22 protein-coding genes and 1 tRNA gene are annotated in these 23,958 nt (G+C 29.9%); 4 read left to right on the plus strand and 19 right to left on the minus strand.

The genetic code is table 11. The annotated features are described in order from the left end of the window. Positions 1 to 4: 4 nt before the first annotated feature. The 7 genes from tuf to BR69_RS0112545 form a co-directional block, all read right to left on the minus strand. Positions 5 to 1,198, minus strand: coding sequence for an elongation factor Tu (gene tuf / locus BR69_RS0112515; protein WP_027633490.1), 1,194 nt, complete (start codon positions 1,196 to 1,198; stop codon positions 5 to 7). A 71-nt stretch (positions 1,199 to 1,269) separates the two neighbouring features. Next, positions 1,270 to 1,345 (minus strand) — tRNA-Thr (locus tag BR69_RS0112520). Positions 1,346 to 1,466: 121 nt separating this feature from the next. Then, on the minus strand, positions 1,467 to 2,111 hold the full coding sequence (gene sigH / locus BR69_RS0112525; protein ID WP_027633491.1) for an RNA polymerase sporulation sigma factor SigH: 645 nt from the start codon (positions 2,109 to 2,111) through the stop codon (positions 1,467 to 1,469). A 71-nt stretch (positions 2,112 to 2,182) separates the two neighbouring features. Next, positions 2,183 to 2,692 (minus strand): NYN domain-containing protein, encoded by a 510-nt coding sequence (locus tag BR69_RS0112530; protein WP_027633492.1) that lies wholly within the window; start codon positions 2,690 to 2,692, stop codon positions 2,183 to 2,185. Positions 2,693 to 2,701: 9 nt separating this feature from the next. Then, a complete protein-coding gene (gene rlmB / locus BR69_RS0112535) occupies positions 2,702 to 3,484 on the minus strand; it encodes a 23S rRNA (guanosine(2251)-2'-O)-methyltransferase RlmB (RefSeq protein ID WP_027633493.1) in 783 nt (260 codons plus the stop codon). Positions 3,485 to 3,781: 297 nt separating this feature from the next. Then, positions 3,782 to 4,201: a Mini-ribonuclease 3 gene (locus tag BR69_RS0112540; RefSeq protein WP_027633494.1), complete on the minus strand. Its 420-nt coding sequence runs from the start codon at positions 4,199 to 4,201 to the stop codon at positions 3,782 to 3,784. A 198-nt stretch (positions 4,202 to 4,399) separates the two neighbouring features. Beyond that, on the minus strand, positions 4,400 to 4,873 hold the full coding sequence (locus BR69_RS0112545; protein WP_027633495.1) for a hypothetical protein: 474 nt from the start codon (positions 4,871 to 4,873) through the stop codon (positions 4,400 to 4,402). A 295-nt stretch (positions 4,874 to 5,168) separates the two neighbouring features. On the opposite strand from BR69_RS0112545, the gene BR69_RS0112550 reads away from it, so the two are divergent. Next, positions 5,169 to 6,485 carry a helix-turn-helix domain-containing protein gene (locus BR69_RS0112550; protein ID WP_027633496.1) on the plus strand — a complete coding sequence of 439 codons (1,317 nt, stop codon included), beginning with the start codon at positions 5,169 to 5,171 and terminating at the stop codon, positions 6,483 to 6,485. Between the two features lie 343 nt (positions 6,486 to 6,828). Here BR69_RS0112550 and cysS read toward each other — a convergent pair whose 3' ends face one another. From cysS to BR69_RS0112570, 4 genes are all read right to left on the minus strand, one after another. Continuing rightward, entirely contained in the window at positions 6,829 to 8,226 is a 1,398-nt protein-coding gene (gene cysS / locus BR69_RS0112555) for a cysteine--tRNA ligase (RefSeq protein ID WP_027633497.1), read from the minus strand. 150 nt (positions 8,227 to 8,376) lie between these two features. Next, positions 8,377 to 9,918 (minus strand): YbaK/EbsC family protein, encoded by a 1,542-nt coding sequence (locus tag BR69_RS0112560; RefSeq protein WP_027633498.1) that lies wholly within the window; start codon positions 9,916 to 9,918, stop codon positions 8,377 to 8,379. Positions 9,919 to 10,151: 233 nt separating this feature from the next. Continuing rightward, on the minus strand, positions 10,152 to 10,844 hold the full coding sequence (ispD, locus tag BR69_RS0112565; RefSeq protein WP_027633499.1) for a 2-C-methyl-D-erythritol 4-phosphate cytidylyltransferase: 693 nt from the start codon (positions 10,842 to 10,844) through the stop codon (positions 10,152 to 10,154). Positions 10,845 to 10,866: 22 nt separating this feature from the next. Beyond that, positions 10,867 to 11,949 carry a PIN/TRAM domain-containing protein gene (locus BR69_RS0112570; protein ID WP_027633500.1) on the minus strand — a complete coding sequence of 361 codons (1,083 nt, stop codon included), beginning with the start codon at positions 11,947 to 11,949 and terminating at the stop codon, positions 10,867 to 10,869. 271 nt (positions 11,950 to 12,220) lie between these two features. Here BR69_RS0112570 and BR69_RS0112575 point away from each other — a divergent pair, with 271 nt between their 5' ends. After that, positions 12,221 to 12,619 carry a nucleoside triphosphate pyrophosphohydrolase family protein gene (locus tag BR69_RS0112575; protein ID WP_027633501.1) on the plus strand — a complete coding sequence of 133 codons (399 nt, stop codon included), beginning with the start codon at positions 12,221 to 12,223 and terminating at the stop codon, positions 12,617 to 12,619. Positions 12,620 to 12,779: 160 nt separating this feature from the next. Here BR69_RS0112575 and disA read toward each other — a convergent pair whose 3' ends face one another. From disA to BR69_RS0112595, 4 genes are all read right to left on the minus strand, one after another. Continuing rightward, the gene (gene disA / locus BR69_RS0112580) at positions 12,780 to 13,844 is read right to left on the minus strand and encodes a DNA integrity scanning diadenylate cyclase DisA (RefSeq protein WP_027633502.1); all 1,065 of its coding nucleotides are present in this window, start codon (positions 13,842 to 13,844) and stop codon (positions 12,780 to 12,782) included. 15 nt (positions 13,845 to 13,859) lie between these two features. After that, on the minus strand, positions 13,860 to 15,230 hold the full coding sequence (radA, locus tag BR69_RS0112585; protein ID WP_027633503.1) for a DNA repair protein RadA: 1,371 nt from the start codon (positions 15,228 to 15,230) through the stop codon (positions 13,860 to 13,862). Between the two features lie 273 nt (positions 15,231 to 15,503). Then, positions 15,504 to 16,235 carry a glucosamine-6-phosphate deaminase gene (nagB, locus tag BR69_RS0112590; RefSeq protein ID WP_027633504.1) on the minus strand — a complete coding sequence of 244 codons (732 nt, stop codon included), beginning with the start codon at positions 16,233 to 16,235 and terminating at the stop codon, positions 15,504 to 15,506. Further along, on the minus strand, positions 16,232 to 16,954 hold the full coding sequence (locus BR69_RS0112595) for a GntR family transcriptional regulator (protein WP_027633505.1): 723 nt from the start codon (positions 16,952 to 16,954) through the stop codon (positions 16,232 to 16,234). The genes nagB and BR69_RS0112595 overlap by 4 nt, the downstream gene beginning before the upstream one ends. 206 nt (positions 16,955 to 17,160) lie before the next feature. Between BR69_RS0112595 and BR69_RS0112600 the strand changes: the two genes are divergently transcribed. Next, positions 17,161 to 18,198 (plus strand): hypothetical protein, encoded by a 1,038-nt coding sequence (locus BR69_RS0112600; protein ID WP_027633506.1) that lies wholly within the window; start codon positions 17,161 to 17,163, stop codon positions 18,196 to 18,198. A 183-nt stretch (positions 18,199 to 18,381) separates the two neighbouring features. On the opposite strand, the gene BR69_RS0112605 is transcribed toward BR69_RS0112600, so the two are convergent. The 4 genes from BR69_RS0112605 to BR69_RS0112620 are packed head-to-tail and all read right to left on the minus strand — an operon-like array spanning position 18,382 to position 22,865. After that, positions 18,382 to 20,817 (minus strand): ATP-dependent Clp protease ATP-binding subunit, encoded by a 2,436-nt coding sequence (locus tag BR69_RS0112605; RefSeq protein WP_027633507.1) that lies wholly within the window; start codon positions 20,815 to 20,817, stop codon positions 18,382 to 18,384. Positions 20,818 to 20,829: 12 nt separating this feature from the next. Continuing rightward, a complete protein-coding gene (locus BR69_RS0112610; RefSeq protein WP_027633508.1) occupies positions 20,830 to 21,852 on the minus strand; it encodes a protein arginine kinase in 1,023 nt (340 codons plus the stop codon). Positions 21,853 to 21,863: 11 nt separating this feature from the next. Further along, positions 21,864 to 22,379: a UvrB/UvrC motif-containing protein gene (locus BR69_RS0112615; protein ID WP_027633509.1), complete on the minus strand. Its 516-nt coding sequence runs from the start codon at positions 22,377 to 22,379 to the stop codon at positions 21,864 to 21,866. A gap of 36 nt (positions 22,380 to 22,415) precedes the next feature. Continuing rightward, positions 22,416 to 22,865, minus strand: coding sequence for a CtsR family transcriptional regulator (locus BR69_RS0112620; protein WP_027633510.1), 450 nt, complete (start codon positions 22,863 to 22,865; stop codon positions 22,416 to 22,418). 412 nt (positions 22,866 to 23,277) lie between these two features. On the opposite strand from BR69_RS0112620, the gene BR69_RS0112625 reads away from it, so the two are divergent. Then, complete coding sequence (locus tag BR69_RS0112625) at positions 23,278 to 23,928, plus strand: MBL fold metallo-hydrolase (protein WP_027633511.1); 651 nt, start codon at positions 23,278 to 23,280, stop codon at positions 23,926 to 23,928. Positions 23,929 to 23,958 lie beyond the last annotated feature (30 nt).

Raw genomic sequence — 23,958 nt, forward strand, 5'->3', positions numbered from 1 at the left:
TTAATTATTTAACTATAGAAGTAACAACTCCTGATCCTACTGTTCTTCCACCTTCTCTTATAGCGAATCTTAATCCTTCGTCCATAGCTACTGGTGTAATTAACTCAACATTCATGTCTATGTGATCTCCAGGCATTACCATTTCCATTCCGTCTGGTAACTTTATTGATCCTGTAACGTCTGTTGTTCTGAAGTAGAATTGTGGTCTGTATCCATCAAAGAATGGTGTATGTCTTCCACCTTCTTCTTTTTTAAGTACATACACTTGACCTACGAAGCTCTTATGTGGGTTAACTGATCCAGCCTTAGCTAATACTTGACCTCTTTCGATATCAGTTCTTTGTACCCCTCTTAATAATGCTCCTACGTTGTCTCCTGCTTGTGCTTCATCTAGTAACTTTCTGAACATTTCTATTCCTGTTACTACTGTCTTTCTTGTTTCTTCAGTCATTCCAACTACTTCTACTTCGTCTCCTACGTGAAGAACTCCTCTTTCAACTCTTCCTGTTGCAACTGTTCCTCTTCCAGTGATTGTGAATACATCTTCCACTGGCATTAAGAATGGCTTATCTGTTGCTCTTTCTGGAGTTGGGATGTAGCTATCTACTGCATCCATTAAGTCTAAGATACACTTTATTGCTGCGTCATCTGTTGGGTTCTCTAACGCTTTTAATGCTGATCCAGATATTATTGGAGTATCATCTCCTGGGAAGTTGTACTCGCTTAATAACTCTCTTACTTCCATTTCTACTAACTCTAATAACTCTTCGTCATCTACCATATCAGCTTTGTTTAAGAATACTACTATGTAGTCAACTCCAACTCTTGATGATAATAGTATGTGCTCTCTTGTTTGAGGCATTGGACCGTCTGCAGCTGATACTACTAGTATAGCTCCATCCATTTGTGCAGCTCCTGTTATCATGTTCTTAACATAGTCTGCGTGTCCTGGACAGTCTACGTGAGCATAGTGTCTGTTCTCTGTTTGGTACTCAACGTGTGCTGTGTTTATTGTGATTCCTCTTTCTTTTTCTTCTGGCGCCTTATCTATCTCATCGTATTTGAACGCTTCCGCGAATCCTCTGTTTGCTAATACTGATGTTATAGCCGCTGTTAATGTTGTCTTACCGTGGTCTACGTGACCTATTGTTCCAATGTTAACGTGAGGTTTATTTCTCTCGAATTTTGCCTTTGCCATTGTTAAATTCCTCCTTCAATTTTAAATATTGCAGTAAACACACCCTGGTGTTTTGTCTTTTTTCAATATTTTGGAGCTCACGACCGGGATTGAACCGGCGACCTCCGCCTTACCAAGGCGACGCTCTACCTACTGAGCTACATGAGCAGTTACTTAAACATAGCGAGTAAGCTATTACTCGCTATGTTATATATTTACCATCGTTACCTCTTAAGTTTAATTTCTTTTTTTAATTTTGTCAATACTTTTTATTAATATTTTGTAGGTTTTACGGTCTATTATTTAAACACTTTTCTAGCTTTCTTTTCACCCTTTGAAGCGCATTATCTATAGATTTAGCATGTCTATCTAAATCACAAGCTATCTCTTGGTACGATTTTCCATCTAAGTAAGACATTAGAACTTCCATTTCTAAACCAGATAGAACTTGACTTATTTCTTTTTCTATATTACTCATCTCTTCTTTACTTATTACCATCTCTTCTGGATCAGTTACTTTTATTCCTGCTAAAATATCTAAAAGAGTTCTATCCGACTCTTCCTCATATATTGGTTTATTTAAAGATACATATGTATTAAGAGGAATATGTTTTTGACGAGTAGCTGTTTTTATAGCTGTAATTATTTGCCTTGTTACACAAAGTTCAGCAAAAGCTCTAAAGGATGCAAGTTTATCTGGCTTAAAATCTCTTATAGCCTTATAAAGACCTATCATACCTTCTTGATATATATCTTCCTTATCAGCCCCTATAAGAAAATAAGATTTAGCCTTTGATTTAACAAAATTCTCATATTTATTTATCAAATATTCTTGAGCTCTTGTGTTACCATTTTTAGCTTCAATAACTACTTCTTCATCAAGTTTTTCTTTAAAATCATTAATTATGTCTAAATTATGACCTCTGTTTTCCATTGCATCCCCTCCGAATTAGTACGTTATGTCCCTTAATTATAGCCTAGCTTAAACTTATAGGTCAAGTTTATTCACTTGCTTCTTCTCATTTTTTCTAATTTTTGTAAAATACTTTCTTCTATATTATCTTCTAATAAGTTTCTTTTTTTAACAATTGACTTCTCAGTATTTTTTCTTATTTTACCTTCAATGGTAACTACTTCATGATAAAATTCTATAGAGGACATCCTTATTGCCCCTCTTTGGAATGCCACTTGCTGTTCTAAAGAATCAGAAGTTACAACAACTACTTCTGTTTTTCTACCTATATTATTAACACTCTTCTCTATAAAAGCATCTGCTGTTTCCCCATCTTTGGTGAAAACAACTACTACCTCACCTATACGCTCTTTTTTCTCCATGCTTCCTTGTACCTTATGAGCATCAAACACAAGAAATATCTTACATCCCACATAACTAGAATAATTTTGCATAGTTTCTATAAGTTTCATCCTAGCAGATTCATAGCTATAATCCTTAGTTTCTCTCAGTCCTGGCCAGTGATTTATCACATTATATCCATCAACAAATATAATTCTCACATCGTCACCTTATAACCTAGACTTTAGTACCTCATACATTAAAATCCCACCAGCCACTGAAGCATTTAAAGAATTTATCTTTCCAATCATAGGAATTCTTACTAAAACATCGCATCTTTCCTTTGTAAGTTTTGACATTCCTTTGCCTTCATTCCCTATAACTAGAGCCACGCCCCCCTTAAAATCAATCTGATAACTATAGGATTTCCCTGCTATATCTGCTCCATAAATCCAAATTCCTTGTTTTTTAAGTTCATCAATTGTTGAATTTATATTCGTAACCTTTGCTATTCTCATGTACTCCGCCGCTCCAACTGATGTTTTATATACAGTTGACGTAACCCCAACATTTCTTCTCTTTGGTATTATTATTCCATGGACTCCACAAAGCTCAGCTGTTCTAATTATGGATCCTAAATTATGCGGATCTTCTATTTCATCTAGAATAATAATAAAAGGACTCTCTTCTTTAGATTTTGCATAATTTAAAATTTCTTCTACCTCATAATACTTATAAGGTGTTACTATAGCTATTACACCTTGATGAGAATGACTTGCACTCATAGAGTCTAACTTCTTCTTATCAACTTCTTTTATTACTATTTTCTTTTCTTTAGCTAAAGCTACTATTTTGTTTATAGATCCTTCCTTATCACCTTTTGCTATAAGTATCTGTTCCACAGTTTTCCCTGATTTTAACACCTCTATTACAGCATTTCTTCCTTCAATGATATCATCTCTTTCCTTATTTTCATAAGCTATATTTTTATCCTTACCTTTAGTGTTAGCCATATTAATTCTCCTCATATTTGTAAATATTTTCTACTATTCAACTCTAATCATATCCAAAAGTATTATTATTTACTCCATATTCTTTAAGTTAACTATAACAAAATTTAGCTATATCATCATATAATCTTTTATTTATTCAAAATAATTTAACCTATTTAACCATTTATCAAATAACAATTAATAGCTTAATGTTTTATTATATGAATTTTCATCTTCTAAAAGCTACTAACTCCTAACAATACATTTCATTCCACATAAATAATTGAATTATGTAAACTTCTCACTTGAAAAAAACTATTATATCCCTAATTTAATTTTCACTGCCCTATCTAATATGTACATCATTCTTTCTTTTTGATTTGTAAGATATAAATATCCTACTAAGGCCTCAAATCCTGTAGCATTTCTATAATCTCTTACATCTGCATTTTTAGGTACTGTATGAGACTTTGTATTTCTTCCTCTTTTATATACACCAAGTTCTTCTTCATTAAGTTCTATTTCTAATTCCTTCATTATGTCACTCTGGGCTTTAGCCTTAACGTAACCTATAGCTCTTACATGAAGTTTATGTGCTGATAACTGATCATTATTTTTTAATATAAGACTTCTTATATATACTTCATAAATAGCATCTCCAACAAAAGCTAAGGATAATGAATTTAACTGTTTAGCTTCTGAATTAGAATATTTCTGAAAATTAAAATCTTCAATCATTTTCATAACTCCTCTTTAAATAATGTTCTAAATCACTCTATTATACCATTTAATTTTATATTTTTAAAAATATTAATTTTTTTATTAAATATTCTTATTTATTCAAAATAAATAAAGAGAGGATATCCTCTCTTTATTTTGAATTAGTCTATATAATATATCAACAAGCATTCGGTATAAATTTTATTGTATAATTTATTAACTCTGAGAACCCCATGGATTTGGCTCTATACTTTGTGCGCTTGGAGATCCCCATGGGTTTGGCTCTATATGTCCTGACATTTGAATTCCCCATGGATTCGGTTCTATTTTTTGTGCGCTTGGAGACCCCCATGGGTTTGGTTCTATATGTCCTGACATTTGAACTCCCCATGGATTCGGTTCTATTTTTTGTGCGCTTGGAGACCCCCATGGGTTTGGTTCTATATGTCCTGACATTTGAACTCCCCATGGATTTGGCTCTATTTTTTGTGCGCTTGGAGATCCCCATGGGTTTGGTTCTATATGTCCTGACATTTGAACTCCCCATGGATTCGGCTCTATGTTGTGTATCTTTGGAGATCCCCACGGGTTTGGCTCTATACTTTTAGCCTTCACTACTAATGGTTTAGCACATAATGCAAAAGATAAAAACAATGCACAAGCAGTCAATCTTTTTAAACTTTTATTCATTTCAACATCCCCCCATTAATATTTTTACATTTTATACAGATATATTACCATTATATATAATTACTGTCAATAAAAGCCTTGTATTTTATTGTATATTTCTTATAATTATATTATCAGAATATTTATCCATAGGTTTTACAATTCTAACCTTCTATCTTAATCAAATCTTAAGGTAGGAATTGTACAGTTTTATTTATAATTAAGAAGGAGCCCCAACCCCATCTTAATTAAGCTTTAATTTATAACTAATTATACTAATACCCTTCCTAAATTTATAATAAAGGAGATTAGGTGGATGATAGAAAATAAAATATTAACCCCCGGCAAAAAACTACTTAAGATGAGAAAAGATTTAAACTTAACACAAAAGGATGTATCTGGGGATAAAATTAGCAGAAATTTAATAAGCTATATTGAAAACGATAAGATTTCACTTACCAATGATGTGGCTAATATAATATGTGATAATATAAATCGAATATGCCTTGAAAGAGGAGTAAGTTTTTCTATTACCAAAGAGTTCTTATTGGAAGATCTATCTATACAATATAATAAAGTGACTAACTATTACTTAGATGAATTATCAAAATATAAAAACGACTTAGAGTTAATGGAAAAAATAATAGGAGAAATAGATAGGTTTTTTAATGAAAATAACTTTTTTAATAAAATACATAAATATAAACTAAAACTTTATCTAGAAATAGCTGATATTTTTAAAGATAACACTTGTTACTTTAAAGCCTATGTATATTATATTAAGTCCTATGAGAACTGTAATATAGATTCTATAAAAGAAAGAATATCTATAGCATTAAAACTTATGAAATGTTGTATAAACTTAAATAAAAATAAAGAATCATTAGAATATTACCAAATAGTTATGATTCATAAATCTTCTGCTTCTGATAATGAAATAGTTAATGCCTTATTCAATAGTGCTATATGTTATAAGAGACTTAAGGAATATGATAGAGCTCTTAATCAGCTTAAAATAATTAAAGATGACTTTTCTTTAGAACCTAACCTTTACTTAGATGTTGAACTTCTTAATGCAAACTTATATCAATGTAAAAATCACTTTAGTAAGTCTATTGAACTATATTCAAAAATTCTAAAAACTACTAAGGTTACTCATATAGAAAATAAACTAGTATGTTTGTGTAGTTTACTAGAAATATATATTTCTCTTAATGATTCATTAAATATTAAAGAATATGTGGAAAAAGCTTTACTTCTTATTTCATCATATGAAAACTTTAATACAAAATCATATGCCCCTGACATATACGCAGATATAGGTTCAGCATTAAAAACTTTAAATAGATTAGATGAGGCAAAAACTTATCTATTTAAATCCCTAGAAGAAACAAAAGACTGTCAAAAGAGGACAATCATTCTTAAGTCCTTTGATAGCCTATTAGATATTTGTAATTCTTTAGGAGATATAAATACCTTAAATACCACTAAAAATACTATGCTAGAATTTCTATCCTTAAAACTAATAGAAAAGGATGAATCAGTGGTATATAGATTATTAAGCCACTATAACTCTCTAGGTGACAGTAGAACCCTAGCGGATATATTAAGTTTTTTAAAAAATTTAAATTAAAAAGAGTTGGTGATTTACCAACTCTTTTTAGTTTGATATTTTTTGTATAGGTTATATATTAAATATTAAAGAGAATACTTGTTATCATTGTTATTATTAATAAAAACAATCTGGTTTTAATTTTTTTCATATAATCACCCCATTAGCCAAGCTAATTGATAACTATTTTCAATTATTATTCTATCTCATTTATCTCACTAAGTCAATAACCTATATTATATATTATTTAAAAATCTTTTCTTTTGTTCTTAGTTTTAAGAAACTTTTTAAATCATTGTAATAAAAAACACAGCATTTCTTAAAAATGCTGTGTTTTTTATTAATCTTTATAACAAGATTATTTCTATATTTTTTTCCATCTTACTCCCTGAGGTGTATCTTCTAATACTATTCCCCTAGCCTTTAAATCATCTCTTACCTTATCAGCTAATGACCAATTTTTCTCTTTTCTAGCTTTTTGCCTCTCTTCTATTAGACTTTCTATCTCCTCTTCTAAGCTTTGCTTAGTAGATCTTTGTAATATACTCATAGTACTTCCAAGTTCTCTTATTAATGAAAGAGCATATTCTACTATTTCTTTTGAAGAATTATTATTTATATTACAATTTATATCTTTTACTAAGTCAAAAAGTACCGATATTGCATCTGCAGTATTAAAATCATCATCCATTTTTTCTATGAATTTTTCTTTATATCCTTGAAGGGTATTTTTATATTCTATTTCATCATCCCTTAAGTTTTCTTCTTTAACTGCTTCTAATAAATTATCAAGATTATATATAGCATTATATAATCTTTCCATAGAAGATTTAGCTGAATCTAGAAGCTCTAAACTAAAATTTAATTGAGTTCTATAATGAGCTGCTAATAAAAAGAAACGTATAACTTCTGCATCATACTTCTTTAAAATATCTCTAGCCGTAAAAAAGTTATTTAAAGACTTAGACATTTTTTGATTATTCACATTAACAAAAGCACTATGGATCCAATAATTTGCAAATTGTTTGCCACTTCTACATTCACTTTGTGCTACCTCATTCTCATGATGAGGGAATGCAAGATCACTACCACCAGCATGTATATCTATAGTCTCCCCAAGTAAATTAGAGGCCATGGAAGAACACTCTATATGCCATCCTGGTCTACCATTTCCCCATGGACTTTCCCATGAAGGCTCTTCTGGTTTTGCAGCTTTCCAAAGAGCAAAATCTATAGGATCTTTTTTTCTATCATCTACATTTATTCTTGCTCCTGCTTGAAGTTCTTCTATATTCTGACCTGATAGCTTTCCATACTCATTAAATTTCTTAGTACTGAAATATACATCTCCTTCTACCTCATATGCATATCCCTTTTCTATAAGATCCTTTATAAACCCTATTATATCCTCTACAAATTCTGTAGCTCTAGGATTAATATCAGCTCTTTTAAGTAAAAGTTCATCTGCATCCTTGTAGTACTCCTCTATATATCTATCTCCTAATTCTTTTACTGTAGTTCCTTCTTCATTTGCCTTTTTTATCATTTTGTCATCTATATCAGTAAAGTTTTGAACAAACTTAACCTTATATCCTCTATATTCTAGATACTTTCTTATAGTATCACAAACAACGAAAGTCCTAGCATTTCCTACATGAAAGAAATTATAGACTGTAGGTCCACATGCATACATTCTAACTTCCCCAGCAACTATTGGTTTAAAATCTTCTTTTCTATTTGTTAGAGTATTATATATTCTTATCATAAACCTGATTTCCTCCCAATATTTCTTCAATTAACAAATATATTATATCACGGTAAAATAAGACTGTCGATTAAAGGATTCTGCTCTTATTCTATAAAACAATATTTTATTACAATATACACCTAAATAAGATATATTATATAAAATTTACAATATTTTAATCTTATTTATTGCTTCTTCTATTGATATAAGTTCAAAATCACTATTACTTCTTTCCTTATATTCTACCATTCCTTCTGTTATCTTTTTTCCTACTGTAATCCTAATAGGTGATCCTATTAAATCACAATCCTTAAACTTAACCCCTGCTCTATCATCTCTATCATCCAGTAGAACCTCTACTCCTAACTCTTTTATAGTATTATATAGCTCTAATGCCTTATCTTGTTGTTCCTTATTTTTAGATACAGCCACCACTATTATAACTTTATATGGACTTATATATTTGGGCCATATAATACCATTATCATCTTTATTATACTCTGCTGTAAGAGCTAAAACTCTTGATGTCCCTAAACTATACTTTAATATACTAGGATGTTTTAACTCTCCATTCTCATCACTATAACTTAATGAGTTATCTTGAGAAATTTTGCTTAATGTTCCTATTTGAATATACTTATAAGTTTCTAATTTTTCTTCACAAATATAGCATAGGTCCCCTTCACAAGGATTTTTAAAATCTCCTATTTCTCCTTTAAAATCCCTATTAAAATTAACATTTTCTAAATGGTAGTCAGTAGCATTAGCCCCTACTATAAAATTTCTCATCATTGATACTTCTTCATCAACTAAAATTCTATCTACTTTAATTGAAACTGGACCTGCAAAACCCATCTCCGCCCCTGTTGCACTAAAAACCTCTTCTTCATTTGCCATAGCTATGTGTTCTGATACTAAATATTTTTTAAGCTTATCTTCATTTAAATCTCTATCTCCTCTTAATAAAATTGCTATTATTTTACCTTCCCATGAATATATTAGGGTCTTGGCTATTTTTTCAGAGGATATATTAAAGAATTTCTCCAAGTCCTTTATAGTTCTTACATTCTCTGTATAGGTCCTCTTAATACCTTTTAAATCCTCCTTAGATTCTTTTATCCTATACTTAGCTACATTTATATTTGCCTTATAACCACATTTAGGACATGAAACCATATCCTTATCTCCTATTGAAGTTCTAACCACAATCTCTTCCTTACTACCTTCATGGAGACAACTTCCAGTTATACACTCTACTGGTATATTAATCTCTTGTAATATATTTATGAAATTTTCCTTTATTTGTCCATAACTTAACTCTAAATCTTCCTTACTACTATTTATTTTAAATCCATGAAGTTTTCTATATTCTTTAGCTTTTAAAAGTCCATACTTTGGCTTTTCTTCTACTCTTCCTACACTAGTAGAGTAAAGCCCTATTGGTAACTGTTTATATGTTTTTATATCTATGGATAACCCCTTTATGGATGTTTGAGATTCTTCATATCCTAAAAAACTAACCTTTTCCTTAAAATGATTCTCAAGGTTTTCTATAGCTTTCATTCCTAAAGGTAAAAGACTATATACCCCTTGATCTTCCTTTCTAATAATTCCCCCTCTAAGCATAAGTTTATAGCTTTCAACATCATTGGTTGCCTCTGCTGGTGCCTCTCTTAAAGTACCTAATAAAATTTTTGAAGCCTTCATATTTACCCCTCCAACTTTAATTGTATTTTTTAACTTAAGTTTACTCTTAATGTTATAAATTAGATTTTTTCTCCTTAATTCCTTCTCATTTAATGATTTTATCCATCTTTCCTAAATATATAATCTATAATTTACTCCTTCTGACTCCAAAACTATAATATTTAACTCCCATAAGAAAATAATATAAGATTATAGAAAAAGAGAGCCTCTTTAGGAGAGACCCTCTTTTTCATCTATATCTCTGTATGTTTTACTAAATATCTTGCTAGTATTAAATCTTCTGGAGTTGTAACTTTTATATTAGTATATTTACCCTCATATAAGTAAACCTTGTTTCCCATTAGCTCTAAAGCCATGGTATCATCTGTTACACTTATATTATTTTTATTTATATATTCATGGGCTTTAAGTATTAAATCATATTTAAAACATTGTGGAGTTTGAACTGCAATTAAAGTATTTCTATCTAAGGTACTCTCTGAAAAGCCATTAACTTCCCTAACCTTTATAGTGTCTTTGGGAATAACTCCGCATGCACTTGCCCCATACCTCTTAGATGTTTCTATCCCTTTAATTATCATATCCTCTTCTACAAAAGGTCTTGCCCCATCATGAATTAAAACTATATCACATTCCTTGCAGGATTTTAGCCCATTATAAACAGAATCTTGTCTTTCTTTTCCACCCTCTACTACTGCTTTTAATTTCTTAAATGTAAAAGTATCCTTTATATTATTATTAAAATAATCTATATCTTCTTTTGATATAACTAGAATTATATCATCTATACTATTACAATCATCAAAAGCCTTTAGTGTGTGATACAAAATAGGTTTATCATCTAATAAAAGAAACTGTTTTGATATGGGTTCCCCCATTCTCTTTCCTTTTCCACCAGCCACTATAACTACACAGTTTTTACTCATAGTAAACCTCCTAATTTAGTGACTAATCTTTCTTCTTTGCAAATATCATTCTTCCTGCTGGAGTCTGAAGAACAGAAGTTACTACAACAGCTAGATTTTCTCCTATGTACTTTCTTCCGCCTTCAACAACAATCATAGTTCCATCATCTAAATATGATATTCCCTGACCTGATTCCTTACCATCTTTAATAATTTGTATATTCATTTCTTCTCCTGGAAGAACTACAGGTTTTATTGCATTAGCAAGTTCATTTATATTTAATACTGGAACTCCCTGAAACTCTGCCACCTTGTTAAGATTATAATCATTAGTTATAACCTTACCATTTAGAACTTGTGCTAGTTTTAAAAGTTTAATATCAACTTCTGCAATATCTGGAAAATCCTTTTCTGATATTTCCACATCAACATTAAGCTCTTTTTGTATTCTATTTAAAACATCAAGTCCTCTTCTTCCCCTATTTCTTTTAAGTCCATCTGATGAATCTGCAATATGTCTTAACTCTGCTAAAACAAAGGTAGGTATAATAAGAGTTCCTTCTATAAACCCTGTCTGGCAAATATCAAATATTCTACCATCTATTATAACTGACGTATCTAATACCTTTGCCGTTCCTTTAAAAGAAGTCTTGCCCTTCTTTTCCTTGTTTGCCCCACTCTTCTTAAAACTTAGAAAAACTCCCATAATCTCATCTCTCTTTTTAACTGAAAGATCTGCTCCAATTATGGCAGCGACTATGTTTACACAGGCATAAATTATAACTCCAACCTTAGGTATACTTGTTAATATGCTACCAAACATTGAAGCTATTATAAGAGCAATTATAGCTCCTACAGCTCCAAATATTATTTCTATAGCTGTAAGTTTTTGCATATGATTTTCTACATAATCTAATAATTTTCTTATAAGTCCATAAATAGCGGGAAATAAAATAAAAGTTATGAGTCCAAAAAGTAAACAAGATAAGATATAAAATATAACCATTTTTAAAGTAGTCTCATTAAAGAAACTAAAATAATCTATCTTCAAAAGAAATCTTCCTATGATAAAGCCTAAAGATCCTCCTATAACAGAAAATAGAATTCTTAAAACTTTTCTTAGCATTAACTTCACCTCCTAATATTATATGTTTATTGTTAAGGCTTAAAATCCTTATAATAACTATATATTAATAATTACTATATTTCAACATAACCCTTATTAATTAATAATTTTTTTACCAAAAACTAATATCTTGTACCCCCTATTCAAAATATTTTCTTTAATTTAATATATAATCCATAGGAGGTATGAAAATCTTAAATTTACATATTTGCATAAAAACCTTATAATAAGATTAGATATGGGGCTTCAATTTTTAAAAGGAGTGAGACTTATGAAAGATATTATTTTTGATAATTTCCAAAATTGTGTTGATGAGTCTCTATTAAGACACAAAAGCATACTGGATGTTCTTACTAAATTACAAGAATCTCAAGCTAGAATTAATAGAGCTGTTGCTAAGTCTGTTACTAATTGCGGTTGTATTAAAATTAACGCCGATAAACAATGTTTTCCCGACTCTGAAGATGATATTGAAACTTTAAATGATTGTCTTAAAACTCATGTTCAAGGTGAACTTTGTAATAGTTGCCGTGATGTTATTGAGCAAGAAATAGGGAATCATCTATTTTACATAACTTCATTATGTAATGATTTGGACTTAAACCTTTATGATATATATATAAAAGAATATGATAAGATGAATACCCTAGGTAAATATACCTTTAGATAAATAAAAGCCCAAGCCTTGGGCTTTTATTTATCTTATGACTACCAAAGCTGTAAAACCCCCATCCTCTTAAAAGGTGGGGGATAACAATTGCTACGCCTGTAGATTAACTCATCTAACCTTAAGATTCTGGAAACGCCATCCATCTTAAGGAAGATTTCTTCTATATACTTTTGTCAAGAACTACCTGCTCCTTTATCCTTCTTAGTCCATTCTTTATAGCCTTCGCTCTAGCTTCTCCTATTCCTTCAACTTGATCCAAATCATCGTATGTAGCTTCAATAACTGCTTTTAATTCCTTGAAATGTTTAACTAAGTTTTCAATAACAGCCGTTGGTATTCTTGGAACCTTATTTAAAATTCTATGACCTCTTGGAGATATTAAAGTATCCATAAGCGGCATACCTGAATATCCCATAATCTTTCCTATAAGTTCTAAGTTTAAGAGTTCTTCTTGTGTTACCTTTTGAATATCTTCATATATATCTTCATGAGTCATATTAGCTTTGCAGTAATCTCTAATTAACAAAATTCCATCCTGCTCTATAAACTTAACTAATTCATTTAGCTGCATAGAGATAAGCCTACCCTCGTTGCCAAGCTCACATATATACCTTTCTATTTCTGATACTATCCTCATAACCATTTCTGTTCTTTGGATTGCTGTAGCAACATCAAATAAGGTTGCTAAATCTTGAAATTCTAATAAGTTAAGATTACTTATAACTCTATCAAGAACAGTTACATATCTCTCTAGGGTTTGAACTGCTTGGTTAGCCTTGTTTATTATTACACTACTATCCCTAAGAACATATTTTATATCACCTTTAAAAACTGTTATTATATTTCTTCTTTGTGATATAGCTATAACTATAGAGTTGGTTTGTCTTGCAACTCTATGAGCTGTTCTATGTCTAGTTCCAGTTTCAAAGGTAGGAATTGATGAGTCTGGAATAAGCTGCGCATTAGCTCTTAGTATTCTTTTTAAATCTGAACTTAAAACTATAGCTCCATCCATCTTTGCTAGTTCATATATATATGATGGGGTATACTCTGCATTTATATTAAATCCACCATCTACAATATCTAATATTTCCTCTGTGTCTCCTAGCATTATGAGACCTCCAGTTTTAGCCCTTAAGATATTCTCAAGACCTTCTCTTAAATGGGTTCCTGGCCCCATTATCTTTAGTATATTTTTAAGCTCTTTATCCTTTTCTATTCTCACTATATCACCTACCTCTTAAAATATTTTATTCATAGCTTCTCTTAGAGTTTTAACTCCATATACGTTTAATCCTTTTGTATTTAGTTTTTCCCTATTTCTATCCGGTAACACTATGTTTTTAAATCCCATTTTACTTGCTTCATTTATTATTCTTTCACAAGAAGAAATAGGTCTTATCTCTCCTGTAAGCCCAACTTCACCTATTGCAACAACTCTCTCTAAGTTTGATACTACTCCTTTAGCACTGGATATAAGAGCTAATGCAACACCTAAATCCCCTACCGTTCCTTGAAGATTCAGTCCTCCTACCACATTAACATAAACATCACAGTTGTAAAAAGGTATCTTAAGTTTTTTCTCTAGAACTGCTAGTATTAAATTTAACCTAGCCACATCTATTCCTACAGATGTCCTTCTAGGATTATAGGCATTGGTTTCACTGACTAGTGCTTGAACTTCCACAAGTATAGGCCTACTTCCTTCCATTACTCCTATTATTACAGATCCTTCTTGATTAAAACTTGTATCCTCTAAAAACATCTTTGATGGATCATATACCTCCATAAGCCCTTCTTGCCTCATCTCAAAAACCCCTATTTCACTAGTTGTTCCAAAACGATTTTTTACCGTTCTTAGTATTCTAAATTCTTCTGATCTTTCTCCTTCAAAATACAATACAGTATCCACCATATGTTCAAGAACCCTTGGTCCTGCCAGTTCCCCTTGTTTTGTAACATGGGCAACTATGAAGAACGGAATCCCTTTACCCTTAGCCATTCTCATAAGTTCATTTGAACATTCTCTAACCTGTGATACACTTCCTGGTGCAGATGTTATAGAAGGTTTAAATAGAGTCTGAATTGAATCTATTATAACAAAGCTAGGATTTATATTTTCCATATGTATATCTATATTATCTAGGTTAGTTTCAGAAATTATATAAAGTTCACTAGAAATAGCCTTTAATCTATCTCCTCTTATCTTTATTTGCTCTTCAGACTCTTCACCTGAAACATAAAGAACTTTTCCATACTTAGAGGCTATATTATTTGCTGTTTGAAGAAGTAAGGTGGATTTACCAATACCAGGGTCTCCTGATATTAAAGTCAATGACCCTTTAACAAGTCCCCCTCCTAAAACCCTATTTAATTCATCTATTCCTGTATTAAGTCTCTCTGTTTCTCCAGATTTTATTTCAGTTATACTTCTCGGTTTTTCTGAGGAAGTTAATACTCTAGTTCTACTATTATTAATCGTTGAAGTTTGAGAAATCTTTTGCTCTTCAACAAAACTACTCCATGAATTACATGATGGACATTTTCCCATCCACTTAGGAGATTCATATCCACATTGTTGACATGTAAATGTGCTTCTTATTTTTGCCAAAAAAATCATCTCCAAAATTATATTATATTAAAAATATAATTATACAATATTTTTTAAGTACTTTGTAAATTAACTAATTACATTTATCTAATATTTATATCCAAATGTTAAATAAATATGCTAAAAAAGGAAGGTGTTACTTTAAAATTGTATCATATATTTAATTAACCTAAAATTTAATTTTAATATTTTTAATTAAATATTTTTAATAATAAAAAATAGGTTTTATTATTAAAATTACTCTAATAATAAAACCTATCCTAATTAACTAAATTATTTCTTTAAAAGGGAAGCTGCTGCTTCATCTACAACTATTGTAACATTTGGATGAACTTGTAGTAATGTAGCAGGGACTTGAGTTGTTATCTTTCCTTCTACTAACTTAGATATTATCTCTGCTTTGTTTTCCCCACTAGCTATAAGCAATATCTTTTTAGCTTTCATTATTCCACCAAGACCCATAGTTATTGCCTCTGTTGGAACATCTTCTTTCTTATCAAAAAATCTTGCATTTGCTTCTATTGTGCCTTCTGTTAAGCCTGTTAAGTGAGTACTCATATGAAGAAAATCATCTGGCTCATTAAATCCTATATGACCATTATTACCTATTCCAAGTAACTGTAAATCTATTCCTCCTAGATTTTCTATTCTCTTATCATATTCACTACATTCTTTTTCTATATCCTCTGCTAATCCATTTGGAACATAAGTATTTTTCTTATCTATATTTATATGATTAAACAGGTTGTTATTCATGAAATATCTATAACTTTGATCATGATCTCCTGATAACCCCTTATATTCATCTAAATTTACAGATGTAACCTTAGAAAAATCTATTTTACCTTCTTTATTCATATCTATAAGATTTCTGTACATTGAAACTGGAGTTCCCCCTGTAGCTAAACCTAAAACTGCTTCTGGTTTTTCATTAACAACCTCTGCTAAAATTTCTGCTGACTTTTTGCTCATTGCTTCATAATCTTTTTCTATTATTATTCTCATTTTATTATCCCCTCTCTTCTTGAAATGTTAACTTCTAATATATATTTATCACTTCTATATATGGCTTCCTCTATAAAAATAACCTTATCGTTTATATCTTTATTTTTACTTACATTTTTAAGTAAGGGCTCTTGATCTTCTAGTCTAAATAGTGCTTTGAGTTCATCATCCATTATTATGGCTTCTATAGATGACTCAGCATATTGAATGGAGTAACCAAACTTTTTTAATATATCAAATAAAGATCCCTTTAACATATCTTTATCCATATATCCACAGTAATCACATGGTATATAAACAACCTCATTAGCTACTGCCTCATTATCTACAATTCTCATTCGATTAATTTTATATACATGCTCAAATGGAAAAACTTCTTCCATTTCTTCTGGAGTATTTATTGTATCAAAAGAAATAATTTCAGTTTTTAATCTCATTCCTAGCTTACTTACTATTTCGGAGAAACTCATCATATCCTTTTGTTTAACCTTAGGCTCACATACAAAGGTTCCCTTTCCTTTTTTTCTTACAAGAATCCCTTCATGTACTAACTCACCTAAAGCTTGTCTTATAGTCATCCTAGAAACTCCATATCCTTCTGATAACTCTCTTTCACTATCTATACATTTACCAACCTTCCAAACACCTTCAGATATTTTTCTTTTTATATCCTCTTTAAGCTGATAATATACAGGAATTGGACTACTTTTATCTATCATAACTATTCCTCCTAATCCTATTATAATATATACACCTATAGATGTCTATACCAGTTAAACTTATAACTATTTATATTATTCCTTACCTAAAATATAAATAATCATATTTTTCCTGTGTTTTAAAATTCCTAGAAATAGTTTACAATATTATTAGATTGTATTATAGTCTATAATTATACAGTAATTTAAGGACGGTGTTTATCTATATGAATATGAATAACAAAAATAAATTTTTCATATCTACTATATGTGTATTTATAGTTATGTTATGTTTAATAGGTTTTTTTATATATAAGTCAACTTATAATGTTCCTAATGATGATAGATTACTCAAGGAGCATATAAATAACTTTTTAAATAAAAATGTAGCTGATCCCTATGAAAGTATAGATATTAAGGACATAGTTAATATAGATAATCTAAAATTTGTTCTTATACAAAAAGATAGGAATACCTTAGGAAAGGCTATTTTAAAAAAAGGAATAAGTGGTCAGTATAGAATAATGTCTGTTAGCTTTTCTAATGAAAGATATGATAATGTGGTAGTTCCAACCTCAAAAAAAGATGTTATATTTTTCTATGGAGTTAATGATGCTAAATATCCTGTTCATCATGCTAACTTAAGTTTTTCTCACGATGACAATGTGTATTCAATAAAAATACCTGATAAAAAATATTTTGTTTCTTATTTAATTAAAGATAAAACTAGTGGTCATACAACCTCTTATAGTAGTGAAAACATTACTTTTTTTGATAAGCATAATGATGATATAACTAAATTCATGGATAAACCTTATGAAGATTCTAGCAGTAATTTATTCTTTTATAACAGCACCCATCTTGAAAACTATATAAAAGAAGCTTACTTTAATGATTCTAAAGATACTAACAAAAATAAATTTTTCTCTGAATTTTTATTAGTAGATAGATCTATTTATGAAGATAAAACTGTTTATTATCTTCAAGGAATGACACATGAAATAAGTAATGAAAATAACATAGTAAAGCTTAATTCTTCTAAGGATATTTTTATAAAAGTCACTTATGATAAAATAAATTCAAATATACTAGAATTTAAAAGCACTTTAGACTTTAAAGATTCTAAAGAATTCTTCAAGGATATCCCTAGTGATATATTGCCTAAATTAAATACTCTTACCTTAATAAATGAACGAAAAAAACATTTAAATAAACTACTTAAATCTCGTAGTGATTTATACCTAAAATACTTAAAAAATAAATAATAAAAGAGACAGAATTATATGTGTATATATAATTCTGCCTCTTTTAGGTTATAAATAAAGTTTTTTATCTTATATGCCCTTATTCCTATGGTATTTTCATATAATGACTTAATTTATTCATCAAAAATATTTTGATTTATTCTACTTTAGGTAAGTGTATGAATTATTTTTAAAGCCCTATACTTACTGTTTTTCAAATACTAAAATTTTATCTTTAACAGTTGCTATTATATTATCACCCTTTTTTATATTTCCTCTAAGGATTTCTTCACTAAGTTTATCCTCTACAGTTTTTGTTATGGCTCTTCTTAAAGGTCTTGCTCCATAAGTTGGATCAAAGCCTTCCTTAGCTAATAACTTCTCTGCTTCTTTATCAAATGATACATGTATATCTTGTTCCTTAAGCCTCCTAGTAACTGTTTCTAGCATCAATGTAACTATATTCTCTATGTGTTTTTCTTCTAGCTTATGGAAGACTATAATATCATCTATTCTATTTAAGAATTCAGGCCTAAAGCTTCTTTTAAGTTCTTCCATTATATTATTTTTCATAGATTCATATTGATCTTCACTCTTTGATTCAACTGCAAAACCTAAGGATCTTTGTTTTTTAATTGTAGATGCTCCTGCATTAGATGTCATTATTATTATAGTGTTTTTAAAGTTTACAGTCTTACCTTTTCCATCTGTAAGCCTTCCATCCTCTAATATCTGAAGTAATATATTAAATACCTCTGGATGTGCCTTTTCTATCTCATCAAATAATACTACAGAATAAGGATTCCTCCTAACTTTTTCTGTTAATTGTCCTCCATTATCAAAACCTACATATCCTGGAGGTGATCCTATAAGTCTAGCTACTGAATGTTTTTCCATATACTCAGACATATCTACCCTTATCATGTTGTTTTCATCACCAAACATAGCCTCAGCTAAGGCTTTTGAAAGTTCTGTTTTTCCTACTCCTGTAGGTCCTAAGAAAATAAATGATCCTATTGGTCTATTAGGATCTTTAAGCCCAACTCTAGCTCTTCTTACAGCTCTTGCTATGGATTTCACTGCCTCTTCTTGCCCTATAACTCTATTGTGTAGTATATCCTCTAGTTTTAATAATCTTTCTGATTCTTTTTCTGTTAATTTATCCACTGGAACCTTAGTCCACCTAGAAACAATAGCTGCTACTTCTTTTTCTGAAACTACTTGAGTCTTCTTTGTGCTTTCTGTTTGCCAGTTCTTTTTATTATCTCCAAGTCTTACCTTTAATTCTTTTTCTTTATCTCTTAATATAGCAGCCTTTTCAAAGTCTTGTGTATTTATAGCTGCTTCCTTTTCATTACATACCCTATCTATTTCTTCTTCTAATTCCTTTAAATCTGGCGGTGCTGTTAAATTTTGAATTCTAACCTTAGAGGCTGCTTCATCTATTAGATCTATAGCTTTATCTGGTAGGTATCTATCTGTAATATATCTATCTGATAATGTGACTGCTGACTCTAAGGCTTCATCAGTTATTTTAACACCATGATGTGCCTCGTATTTATCTCTTATACCTTTAAGTATTTGAAGTGCTTCTTCCTTACTAGGTTCACCTACCATAACTGGCTGGAATCTTCTTTCTAAGGCAGCATCCTTCTCTATATACTTTCTATACTCATCAATGGTAGTTGCTCCTACACATTGGATTTCCCCCCTTGCTAAGGCTGGTTTTAATATATTAGAAGCATCTATTGCCCCTTCTGCCCCACCAGCTCCAACTATTGTATGAATCTCATCTATAAATAATATAACATCCTTAGCCTTTTTTATTTCATCCATTACTTTTTTAAGTCTTTCTTCGAATTCTCCCCTATACTTAGATCCTGCAAGTAGAGATGATATATCCAAGGTTACTACTCTTTTATCTTTTAGTATCTCTGGTATATTCCCTTCTACAATTTTTTGAGCAAGACCTTCTACTATAGCAGTTTTTCCTACTCCTGGATCCCCAATAAAACAAGGATTATTTTTTATTCTTCTACATAGTATTTCAAGAACTCTTTGAGTTTCATTATCTCTTCCAACTACGGGATCAAGTTTTCCTTCCTTTGCTAGCTCCGTTAAATCACGTCCATGTTGATCCAAAGTAGGGGTTGAATTATTGGTTCTTCCTGAGGTACTTTTGTTTTGAGATTTTCCTTGAGATGAAGAAGATAAACTTCCAATAAGTTCATTTCTTAACCCCTCAAAATTCACCCCTATATTGTTTAATACTGTATACGCTACACCTTCTGGTTCTCTAATTAGTGCTAACATTATATGCTCTGGACTTATATAATTATGTCCTAGGTTTCTTGCCTCTAATAAACTTAAATCTAATATTCTTTTAGTTCTAGGAGTCAAAGGAATCTCATTTTTGTTTAATGGTATTTCCCCAACTCCCTCTATTTCGTTAATTATATTCTTTACCTTATCTATAGTGATACCATTAGAAGAAAGTATATTCTTAGATATTCCATCCTCTTTTAATATTCCTAAAAGTATATGCTCTGTACCTATATATCCATGTTTAAATTCAAAAGCCTCTTCTTGAGCATACATAATAACCTTCTGGGCTCTTTCAGTAAATCTTTCAAACATCATTTTATACACCCCCTAGTTTAATTTTTCTCTTATTAATTTAGCTCTTTCTATATCTCTTTCTTTCCCACTAAGCTCCTTATCAACTATCATTTGTAATGATGCTGATCCTATGTCTATTAGCATATTATTTATGAAGCTCATATCTATATTGTCTATTATGCCCATTTCTAAGCCTAATCTTACATTAGAAAGTAAATCTAATGCTTCCTTAGATGATAAAATTCTTGAATTCTTAAGTAAGCCTAAAGACCTATATATTTTATCCTCTAATTCATACTTATATTGTTTTTCTATCATAGCTCTTGCCCTAATTTCTTGGTTAACAAGTTGAGACACAACACCCTCAAGATTTCTAACTATCTCTTCCTCAGTAACTCCAAGAGTTATTTGATTTGAAATCTGATATATATTTCCCTCTCCCTTTGATCCTTCCCCATAAAGCCCTCTTATAGTCATGCCTACTTGAGTTAATGCCTTTAATGCTCCATTAATTTCATTATTTAATGTAAGAGCTGGTAGATGAATCATAACTGATGCCCTAAGTCCTGTACCTAAGTTTGTTGGACATGCTGTAATATATCCTAGTTTTTCATCAAAATCATATTCTAAATTATTCTCTAAAATATTATCTAATTCATTAGCTTTTTCATAGGCTTCCTTTATATTAAGTCCTGATGTTATACACTGAAGTCTTATATGATCCTCTTCATTTATCATAATACTTACAGTCTCATCATCACTTATAATAAATGCAGATCTATCTTGAAAATTTATTAAATGTTTGCTTATTAAATGCCTTTCTAAATATCTTTCTTTTTCAATGTTTGAAATTTCCCATAAATTTATTGTATTAAAATTATTTTTAAATTCTTCTCTCTCATATATTGCCCTATTTACAGTATCTAAAACCTTTATACCCTCATCTTTATTAAGTTTGTGAGGAAATGGGATACCACTTAAATTTCTAGCTATCCTAATTCTACTGCTTAAAACTATGCTATTAGAGTTATTTTTTGTATCTATCCAATTCTCCATGCTATCCCTCCTTATTCTCCCTTTTGAATATTCTTTATTTCATCTCTTATTTCAGCTGCTTTTTCATACTCTTCAGCCAATATAGCTTGTTGTAATTCCTCTTTTAACTTTAATATCTTTCTCTTCTCAAGAAGTTCTCTTCCACCCTTTTCTGGAAGCTTACCCACATGTTCTACATCTTTTTGTACACCTCTTATCATAGGTGTAATATAATCTTCAAAGGTTTTATAACAATTATTACATCCTAATAAACCTGTTTTTCTAAAATCTAAATAGGTAGTTTTACACTTAGGACATTCTATACTAATATTATTTTCATTGCTTAACCCACCATTAATATAATCCATAAGTCCACTTATTAGATTTTGAAAATTAAATGTTGATTCTAAAGAACCATCAATGGTTAAAGATAAATTATCTTGATCCTTTGCACATTTATCACATAAATTTTTCTCTTGTTTAACTCCGTTTACCACTTTAACTATATGGACATTAGCCTTATTTTTATTACATTTCTCACATAACATTTAAATCACCTCTAAATATATTTATTAATCATAATATCATCTAAGCACTACAGTAATTATAGACTTTAAAATCAGTGCTCTTTGTCTGTTCTTATCATGACAAAAATCTAATATTCTTTCATTTATAGAGATTTTTATTATTTCTCCTTCTCTTTCTGTTATAAGGCCTAATTCTATTATTCCTTCTATTAAAGCCACTGAATTACTATAGGTAATACTTTCTCCTATTTTATTTAAAATTAACATCATTAAATTATTATTATTATATTTTATTTGTCTTATTACTATATATCCTCCACCACCTCTTCTACTCTCAATCACATATCCCTTATCTGTTGTAAATCTAGTAGTTAATACATAGTTAATTTGAGAAGGTGCACAACTAAATTTATTAGCTAATTCATTTCTTTGTATCTGTATTTCTCTATTATTTTCTTCTAAAAGAGATTTTATAAAATCTTCAATTACGTCAGACAATCTAGCCATATTTTCTCACCTCTGATTTTGACTTTCTTTGACCTTTATTAAATATTATTACTTTGTATTTAAATATTCAACGTAGAAATAAGTTTAAATTTCTTCTATTACTTCTAAAAAAACTTTTTATTTTAAATTTTCTCACATATTCTCATTCTATCTCTTTATATCTCTAAACTATCTTTAATAATTAACTTTAAATATTAAGAACATGCTCTTTTAAAGATTAGTTTTTTTATTTAATAATTTAATCTATACTTATCCTCCCTTTACTCACTTAAAGTAAAACTTTCTTATTTTAATATTTAATCCTCTATATATTCATATTTAACATATACACCTTAGTCTACTATATGATATTACATTTTTATTCTATTATTAGGTTAAACTATACTAAAATAATCTTTAAGGAGAAAAACCTATGGAAATTTCATGGATTGGTCACTCTTCCTTTCTAATAAAAACTTCTTTAGGAAGAAGAATATTAATGGATCCCTTTAGTTGCCCTTACATTGATAGCCTTAATGATATATCCATTATAACCATAAGCCATAACCATTTTGATCATAACTATATACCTAAAGCTTTAGAAAATTCTATAATACTTAATACCTTAGAGACCTATGAAGATGAAACCATAAGAATAGATGCAATTAAAACTTTTCATGATAATATAAATGGTCATAAAAGAGGAGATAATATTGTATTTGTAATTAATTGTGATAATGTGAGAATAGCTCATTTAGGTGACTTAGGTCATAATCTTAATACTGAAACTATAAAAAGTTTATTTAATATTGATGTACTATGTATTCCTGTAGGCGGTAACTTCACAATAGACGGAAAAGTTGCATCTAACCTATGTAAAGACATAAGTCCTAAGATCATTATTCCTATGCACTATAATCCAGTAGCAATCCCCTCTAAAATTGGTGGAGTAGATAAATTCATTCTTAATATGGGCAATGGAAAAAAACACCCATATGAATCTATTAATATAGAAGAATATAAGGCTAGTTCTAATGCGGTAACCCTTCTAAGTCCACTATCATTAAAGCCCATAGACTTTTAAGACCACTGGAGTTTTGCCAGTGGTCTTAGA

This window comes from Clostridium hydrogeniformans DSM 21757 (assembly GCF_000686705.1).
GTDB classification, from domain to species: domain Bacteria; phylum Bacillota; class Clostridia; order Clostridiales; family Clostridiaceae; genus Clostridium_Z; species Clostridium_Z hydrogeniformans.

Coding starts and splice junctions, on each gene's coding strand:
- sigH (WP_027633491.1), bottom strand. CDS start 2,111: ATGGAAAACAGAGGTCATAATTTAGACATAATTAATGATTTTAAAGAA.
- BR69_RS0112610 (WP_027633508.1), bottom strand. CDS start 21,852: ATGGAGAATTGGATAGATACAAAAAATAACTCTAATAGCATAGTTTTA.
- BR69_RS0112595 (WP_027633505.1), bottom strand. CDS start 16,954: ATGATAGATAAAAGTAGTCCAATTCCTGTATATTATCAGCTTAAAGAG.
- BR69_RS0112540 (WP_027633494.1), bottom strand. CDS start 4,201: ATGATTGAAGATTTTAATTTTCAGAAATATTCTAATTCAGAAGCTAAA.
- BR69_RS0112605 (WP_027633507.1), bottom strand. CDS start 20,817: ATGATGTTTGAAAGATTTACTGAAAGAGCCCAGAAGGTTATTATGTAT.
- BR69_RS0112570 (WP_027633500.1), bottom strand. CDS start 11,949: ATGCTAAGAAAAGTTTTAAGAATTCTATTTTCTGTTATAGGAGGATCT.
- BR69_RS0112625 (WP_027633511.1), top strand. CDS start 23,278: ATGGAAATTTCATGGATTGGTCACTCTTCCTTTCTAATAAAAACTTCT.
- ispD (WP_027633499.1), bottom strand. CDS start 10,844: ATGAGTAAAAACTGTGTAGTTATAGTGGCTGGTGGAAAAGGAAAGAGA.
- BR69_RS0112600 (WP_027633506.1), top strand. CDS start 17,161: ATGAATATGAATAACAAAAATAAATTTTTCATATCTACTATATGTGTA.
- rlmB (WP_027633493.1), bottom strand. CDS start 3,484: ATGGCTAACACTAAAGGTAAGGATAAAAATATAGCTTATGAAAATAAG.
- BR69_RS0112615 (WP_027633509.1), bottom strand. CDS start 22,379: ATGTTATGTGAGAAATGTAATAAAAATAAGGCTAATGTCCATATAGTT.
- BR69_RS0112560 (WP_027633498.1), bottom strand. CDS start 9,918: ATGAAGGCTTCAAAAATTTTATTAGGTACTTTAAGAGAGGCACCAGCA.
- BR69_RS0112550 (WP_027633496.1), top strand. CDS start 5,169: ATGATAGAAAATAAAATATTAACCCCCGGCAAAAAACTACTTAAGATG.
- nagB (WP_027633504.1), bottom strand. CDS start 16,235: ATGAGAATAATAATAGAAAAAGATTATGAAGCAATGAGCAAAAAGTCA.
- BR69_RS0112545 (WP_027633495.1), bottom strand. CDS start 4,873: ATGAATAAAAGTTTAAAAAGATTGACTGCTTGTGCATTGTTTTTATCT.
- BR69_RS0112575 (WP_027633501.1), top strand. CDS start 12,221: ATGAAAGATATTATTTTTGATAATTTCCAAAATTGTGTTGATGAGTCT.
- tuf (WP_027633490.1), bottom strand. CDS start 1,198: ATGGCAAAGGCAAAATTCGAGAGAAATAAACCTCACGTTAACATTGGA.
- BR69_RS0112620 (WP_027633510.1), bottom strand. CDS start 22,865: ATGGCTAGATTGTCTGACGTAATTGAAGATTTTATAAAATCTCTTTTA.